General features: G+C 70.3%; 2 protein-coding genes. Both read left to right on the top strand.

The genetic code is table 11. The annotated features are described in order from the left end of the window. Positions 1-1,203, top strand: a 1,203-nt coding sequence (gene cobJ / locus ACFXN1_RS48725) for a precorrin-3B C(17)-methyltransferase (protein WP_379464041.1), incomplete at its 5' end; no start/stop codon positions are given. A gap of 36 nt (positions 1,204-1,239) precedes the next feature. Beyond that, a partial coding sequence (locus tag ACFXN1_RS48730; RefSeq protein ID WP_379464043.1) for a PadR family transcriptional regulator occupies positions 1,240-1,543 on the top strand: 304 nt, incomplete at its 3' end.

Genomic DNA, 1,543 nt, shown 5'->3' on the forward strand with positions numbered 1-1,543 from the left:
GGTACCCCCCTGGTGGAAGGCGACCAGGTTCTCACCGTGCTGCCGGGCACCATGCCCACCGAGGAACTGACCCGCCGCCTGCGCGACACCGACGCGGCCGCCATCATGAAACTCGGCCGCACCTACCCCGGTGTCCGCCAGGCTCTTTCCGACTCCGGGCGCCTCGACGACGCCTTCTACGTCGAACGCGCCAGCTCGACCCGCCAGCGGGTGCTGCGCGCCGCGGAGGTCGACGAAGCGAGCGTCCCCTACTTCGCGATCACGCTAGTGCCGGGCCCCGAACCCGCCACGCGGATCGCGCTCACGGCCGACGGTGTGCCCACATCCTCCGAAACAACCGGTGCCACTACGGTTTCCGGTATCACCTCCGCGGCGAACGGCCGGCCGGGGACGCCGGCCGCCCCCTCCCCCGCAGCGGCCGTCGCCGATGGCGAACCCCGCGCGGCGCAATCGGGACAGATCGGCGAGGTCGTCGTAGTGGGTCTCGGTCCGGGCGCGGAGGTGTGGACCACGCCGGAGGTTCGGCAGGCGCTGGCCGAGGCGACCGACATCGTCGGGTACACCACGTACGTGAACCGGGTGCCGGTGCGTCCGGGGCAGCGGCGGCACGCCAGTGACAATCGGGTCGAATCCGAGCGCGCCGGAATGGCTTTGGACATGGCCAAGCAGGGCGCGAAGGTCGTGGTCGTCTCCTCCGGCGATCCGGGCGTGTTCGCCATGGCGGCGGCGGTGATCGAGGAGTCGGCGGATCCGCAGTGGCGGGAGGTGCCGGTGCGGGTGCTGCCCGGCGTGACCGCGGCCAGTGCGGTGGCCAGCCGGATGGGCGCGCCGCTGGGGCACGATTTCGCCATGATCTCGCTGTCGGATCGGCTCAAGCCGTGGGAGACGGTGGCGCAACGGATTTCGGCGGTGGCATCGGCGGACATGGCGTTCGCCGTGTACAACCCGGCATCGTCGCAGCGCACCTGGCAGGTGGCGGCCATGCGCGATCTCGTGCTCGAGCATCGCAAACCGCAGACGCCGGTGGTGATCGGCCGCGATGTGGGTGGCCCGGCCGAGTCGGTGCGGGTGGTGACGCTGGCGGAGCTGGATCCGGCCGAGGTGGACATGCGGACCCTGTTGATCATCGGCGCGTCGACCACCACGGTGTTCGACGCGGCCGGTGGACCCCGGGTGTTCACGTCGCGCCGCTACGGAGACTAATATTCCACTGTAGAACGTAGGCTGGAAGGAGTGCCGGTGCCTGAAGACAATGCTCGACGCCCGCTCAACTCGACGGCCGCGTCCCTACTCGGATTCCTCCACCAGGGCGAACTGTCCGGGTGGGATCTGGTGGCGCTGGCCCAGGACCGGATCGGCGACTTCTGGACCATCACCCAGAGCCAGGTCTATCGCGAACTGGCCACCATGCACCAGAACGGACTGGTGGACAAGGGTGCGGCCGGCGCCCGCGACCGCACCCCCTACCGGATCACCGAGGACGGCCGGGAGGCCTTCGCCGAGTGGATCGCTCGCGATCCCGGCGCGGAGACCATCCGGGTAC

Origin of the sequence: Nocardia sp. NPDC059154, from assembly GCF_042755705.1 — a bacterium.
In the GTDB taxonomy this organism is placed as follows: Bacteria; Actinomycetota; Actinomycetes; order Mycobacteriales; family Mycobacteriaceae; genus Nocardia.